4 protein-coding genes, 1 pseudogene and 1 riboswitch are annotated in these 5,406 nt (G+C 36.1%); all 5 genes and pseudogenes read left to right on the plus strand.

Annotated elements, in window-relative coordinates:
• Window positions 1-223 precede the first annotated feature (223 nt).
• The 5 genes and pseudogenes from N9I19_RS23740 to N9I19_RS23760 all read left to right on the plus strand — a co-directional run bounded on the left by N9I19_RS23740 (window position 224) and on the right by N9I19_RS23760 (window position 5,245).
• Window positions 224-355 (plus strand): hypothetical protein, encoded by a 132-nt coding sequence (locus N9I19_RS23740; protein ID WP_317779184.1) that lies wholly within the window; start codon window positions 224-226, stop codon window positions 353-355.
• Window positions 356-423: 68 nt separating this feature from the next.
• Window positions 424-552, plus strand: a complete 129-nt coding sequence (locus tag N9I19_RS23745) for a hypothetical protein (protein ID WP_317779185.1) — start codon at window positions 424-426, stop codon at window positions 550-552.
• Between the two features lie 299 nt (window positions 553-851).
• Window positions 852-1,401: pseudogene (locus tag N9I19_RS23750) on the plus strand (GNAT family N-acetyltransferase).
• 133 nt (window positions 1,402-1,534) lie between these two features.
• A complete protein-coding gene (locus tag N9I19_RS23755; protein WP_317779186.1) occupies window positions 1,535-2,374 on the plus strand; it encodes a tyrosine-type recombinase/integrase in 840 nt (279 codons plus the stop codon).
• Between the two features lie 748 nt (window positions 2,375-3,122).
• A riboswitch (cyclic di-AMP (ydaO/yuaA leader) is annotated at window positions 3,123-3,265 on the plus strand.
• 153 nt (window positions 3,266-3,418) lie between these two features.
• Window positions 3,419-5,245: an APC family permease gene (locus N9I19_RS23760; RefSeq protein ID WP_317779187.1), complete on the plus strand. Its 1,827-nt coding sequence runs from the start codon at window positions 3,419-3,421 to the stop codon at window positions 5,243-5,245.
• The last annotated feature ends 161 nt before the right edge of the window (window positions 5,246-5,406 follow it).

The raw sequence follows: 5,406 nt of genomic DNA on the forward strand, positions 1-5,406 counted from the left end.
CTAAAATGACTAGTGGAATGAAGATAGCGGCAACTACGACCGCCGTAATAATTCGTTTTCAGAGATCATGTCCAAAGCATCATGCCGAAGTAGTTTTTCTTTTAGGATCTTTTTCGTCTATTTTTTGGTTCTAGAAATGATTCTCCAATTTCATTTGTTTGAAAATAAGAAACCATAGCACCGGACCCGACTGCATTGAGCATTTCAAACAAGTGAAGATGGTATGGGAGATGATGACTTAATTCATCCTGCCATTAATCCTGAAGAAGCAACCTATGGCCAAGTTATCATAAACGATGGGAATAAACTCGCAATTTCAGATGGTTTTGGCAGCAACCCTCCTAAGTATCTTTAAAAATATTGTATTTATTATTGTTGGCATCCAAGGCGTAAAACTAAATCAAACTACAGGGGTGGTAAAAAATGTCTAAAAATAAGCAAGTAAAGAATAATGATGCTTTACCTAAAACAGATGTAGAATTTGCGAATAATGGACTTGAAAAAATAGCATTAAAAGCCCAGGAACGCAAAAAAAATGAGTGCTACCCATAAAGGGCGCGACAGTCGGTGGTACACCGTGGTCGTCGGAGTCAGACTAACGGATGGGCTCAAAGGCACCATCGTTCAACGACCTTCTTCGCCAGCCATTAAAACATTATCGACATAGAGACCAATTTTCATTCTCTGTGGTGAAGCGCTGATTTTTTTGCGCTTCATGGATGGCTAACGGGTGCGTAGTTTAAGATCCGAGCTGTCTTTAAGGCAAGGCTGTTTCTTTATTTATATCGGAGCAGGATAGCTGCATAACTTATTATATAATGAAACATGTGTTAAAATTGGGTGGTGTGAAGGTGTTCTCATTTAAAGTAGATAATCAAATAAGAATTGAGTTACTTCAACAGCAGCACAAAGTGGAATTATTTGAATATAGTAGATAATAATAGAGGACATTTACGTAAATGGGTACTTTGGGTTGATAATAGAAAATCTGCTGAGGATTTTGAGCCTATCATACCCATATGGATAACCAATTATGCCAATAATAATGGTTTTGAAGCTGGCATTAGATATAATGGAGAATTAGTTGGAATGATTGGTCTTCATTTTATTGATTGGAAGAACAAAGCTACAAGTATCGGCTATTTCTTGTCAGAAGAAGCACAAGGGAATGGAATAATAACTAAGAGTGTAAGTTCATTAGTGAACTACCTATTTAAAGATTTGGATTTAAATAGAATTGAAATTCAGGTTGCAGTTAATAACCTAAAAAGTATATCTATTCCACAAAGATTGGGATTTGTTCAAGAAGGAATTAAACGGGATGGACAATGGTTATATGACCATTATGAAGACCTAATTACTTTTAGCCTATTAAAAAGTAATTGGGAGAAAATCAAATAGGTTAATCTAAAAGGTTATACGATTCCAATTAACGGGTTCTATAACTAAATAAAAGTCTACTAATCTAGTATATAATTGTTGTTCTATTGTCTATACTGTCTATTAATATGGTATAGATGGGAGAGAAACAGGGATGATCTTAACTGATGTTTGGAGTTTATATAAGGCAGATAAGCAAATCCAAGGTTATTCTTCACAAACATTAAAGGCCTATTACGTCCAATTTACCTTGTTGGTGAAAAGTTTTGGAGATATATCCATTCAAGAACTTTCAACTAATTCTCTTAAAGTTTATCTGGGAAAAGCAGCTGAAAAGCTTAAGCCATCCAGTCTAGGTCACAGAATTCGATTTATTAAATCTTTATTTAGATGGGCTCAGGATGAAAATTTAATTAATGGAAATCCTGCTTCAAAAATAAAGGAACCAAAACTAGAATTAAGGGTTCCAAAATACTTGTCTGAAGAGGAAATTGAACATTTGCGGGAAGCTTGTCATACAACATTCGAAAATGCTTTATTTGAGTTTATGTACTCAACCGGTTGCAGAATTGGTGAAGCAATAACACTAGATCGGGCCTCAATCAATTTCTCTAATCAATCAGCAATCGTATTAGGTAAAGGACAAAAAGAACGAGAAGTATATTTCAATACTCGTTGTGAAATATGGTTGAAGCGATATTTAAGTGAGCGAAAAGATCATGAGGAAGCTCTATTTGTGACAACACGTGCACCCCATCGAATGAGTATTTCTCAAGCGAGAAACATTATAAAACTGGTAGCAAAGAGAACTGACATTAAAAAGAGCATTCATCCCCACCAGCTTAGACATAGTTACGCCACAAATTTATTGAATAATGGAGCGCCTCTAGAAGTGATTCAAAATTTAATGGGCCATGAAAAAAGTGAAACCACAAAAATTTATGCATATCTAAGTGGTGCAATGAGGAGAGACTTGTATAGAAAGTATTTTTAAGGGACCAAAGGTCCTTTTTATTTTGTTATTAATAAACTATCGGGGCAGCATTCCTGTAATGAATGAAAATGAGTTTTGAGCACATCTTTCATATTAAACAAAAACAGCTAAGTATGTGATTTAATACACTTAAACTAACGGGTGCTTTACTTCATTATCATGAGCTGATCAGCAGCATCTTTTCTTATCAACTATAGGGGCAGAATAGTTAAATAAGATATTAAAAAAATTATAATAACCGCGGGGAAATTTATGAAAATAATAATTATTGGCATAATATTGGTTGTTGTTGGATGTAGCATTTTAGGGTGGCTAATTAAAGAAGCCTTCAAAAATAATAAGGGAAGTACAAAAAATAAAATTCTCTATTTATTATGGGTAATATTAGGTGTCTTACTAGATACAAGTGGATTAATCATTATCTTTGGTCTTATTTTATTAGGAGTTCTTTTAATAATCTATTACCCAATCTTCAACTAACGGGTGCTTTAGTTCATTAACAGGGGTTGCTGCGGCAGCCTTTTTCTTATGGCACTAACGGGGCAGGTTTACCGATTTACTCATTGATCTAGTAACGCCCAAAGGGCGGCACAATATAATTCATAACTCATCGAGTTACTGATTCGTACCTTCTTGCTTTATCGTAGAAACGTAGTTATTAAACCTATCCGTTTTCCTGTGTTTTAATTTTTTTACATGAAATTCATTTACAATTGCTGAACACAGGAGTATTATAATCAAAGTTTCAATTTCTAAATCGCTGAAACCATAGGTACGGGGGAACCATTTTTGCGGGTTGTTACTAAACCCAAGGGGTGAATCCTTTAAAGGTAGGGCTACTCAAGGTCCGAATCCGACAGCTAACCTCGTAAGCGTTAAATGAGAAGGAAGGTGGAGCTTGTGACACACGAAAAGTGATGTGCCTACAGGTCTATTCTGTAGGCACTTTTTTGTATTCATTTAAAATTTTATTGCTCTTTTGAGTAAATACTGTATGTACGGGTACATATTTACTCATAAAATCTATTAGGGTGGTTTGGAATAATGATTTCACTTATAAAAAGGATGTTAATTGGGCGACCTCTGAAATCCAATGAATTAGGAGAACAGAGATTAAACAAAAAGAAAGCATTAGCAATCCTTTCTTCTGATGCTCTATCATCAGTGGCATATGGTCCCGAACAAATTTTGATAGTATTGATTACGGTAGGTGCAGCAGCATTTTGGTATTCAATTCCTATCGCAGTTGGTGTATTAATTCTTTTAACAGCTCTCATATTGTCTTATAGACAAATCATTTTTGCTTATCCTCATGGCGGTGGAGCGTATGTGGTTTCAAAGAGCAATTTAGGTGTAAATCCAGGCTTAATAGCTGGAGGTTCCCTATTGGTAGACTACATACTAACTGTTGCTGTAAGTGTGTCTGCTGGGACTGATGCTTTAACATCTGCGTTTCCTACTTTACATAGCTTTAATGTGGAAATTGCCATCGTATTTGTCATTTTTATTACAATTTTGAATTTAAGAGGAGTAACGGAGTCTGCTTCAATATTAGCCTATCCCGTTTACTTATTCGTTTTAGCGTTGTTAATATTAATTGGTGTGGGTATTTATAATATTCTAACTGGAGGAGTTTCGCCTGAATTGCACACCCCAATAGGTACACCTGTTGCGGGAATCAGTTTGTTTATTCTTTTAAGGGCGTTTGCTTCTGGAAGTTCCGCCTTAACAGGGGTTGAAGCCATATCGAATGCCATTCCTAACTTTAAAGACCCAGCGCCTAATAATGCTGCTAAAACATTAATGGCGATGGGAGCCTTGCTTGCCATACTGTTTTCAGGAATTGTATTTTTAGCCTATTATTATGGCATTACTCCTAGTGGAGAGGTAACCGTTGTTTCCCAAATTGCCGAAGAAACTTTCGGGCGGAATTTCATGTACTTCTTTATACAAGGAACTACAGCATTGATTTTAATCCTTGCTGCGAATACTGGTTATTCTGCTTTTCCACTGTTGGCAGTAAATCTTGCAAAGGATAAGTTTATTCCAAGGGCGTTTCTTATAAGAGGAGACCGATTAGGATACTCTAATGGGATTATCATACTTGGAATTGCTTCTATCATTTTAATCCTTGCTTTCCAGGCAGAAACGGAGCATCTTATCCCACTTTACGCAGTTGGTGTATTTGTTCCATTTACTTTATCTCAGTCGGGCATGATGGTTAAATGGTTACGAGAGAAGCCGCATGGGTGGGTTCCAAAGTTTATTATTAATACTACAGGTGCCGTTATTAGCTTAACCGTCACATTAATGTTCTTTTTAACAAAATTCTCACAGGTTTGGTCAATCTTAATTTTTCTACCTATCATTGTCTTTGTCTTTCATAAGATTAGAAAGCATTATGAAGCTGTTGGAGACCAACTTAGGCTTACAACTTGTGAACCATCTGCGACCATTGACGGTAATGTTATGATAGTGCCTGTTGCTGGCATGACTCATGTTGTAGAGAATACCTTAAATTATGCTAAATCGCTTTCTCCTCAACAAATTATTGCAGTGTATGTTGCATTTGAAAGAGAAGACGAGAAGAAATTTGAAGAAAAATGGAAGAAATGGCAACCTGAAATAAGACTGGTGACACTGCACTCTCATTATAGAAGTATCATCAACCCACTTACAAAATTTGTTGATACTGTAGAGAATAAAGCAAGGGAAGGGAATTATCAGGTAACTGTTGTTATTCCACAATTTATTCCCAAAAAAGGCTGGCACAATATTCTTCACAATCAATCAAGTTTTCTTATTCGAGCCTTCTTACTGTTTCGAAGAGACGTGGTAGTAACAACTGTACCTTATCATTTGAAAAAATAAGGACTTGAATTAATTGTACTTCTTAATGCTATAGGTAATTATCAGAGCTGTTATGAAGCTCTTCTTATAGAACTAACGGGTGCGTGTGCGGCCGAGCCTAGGTCGTATCATATAGCGGGTGGGATTCCCGTCGAGTAAGAACTAGCCATTCGCTCGTAGCG

Origin of the sequence: Peribacillus sp. CSMR9 (assembly GCF_033141925.1) — a bacterium.
Taxonomy (GTDB): Bacteria; Bacillota; Bacilli; order Bacillales; family DSM-1321; genus Peribacillus; species Peribacillus simplex_A.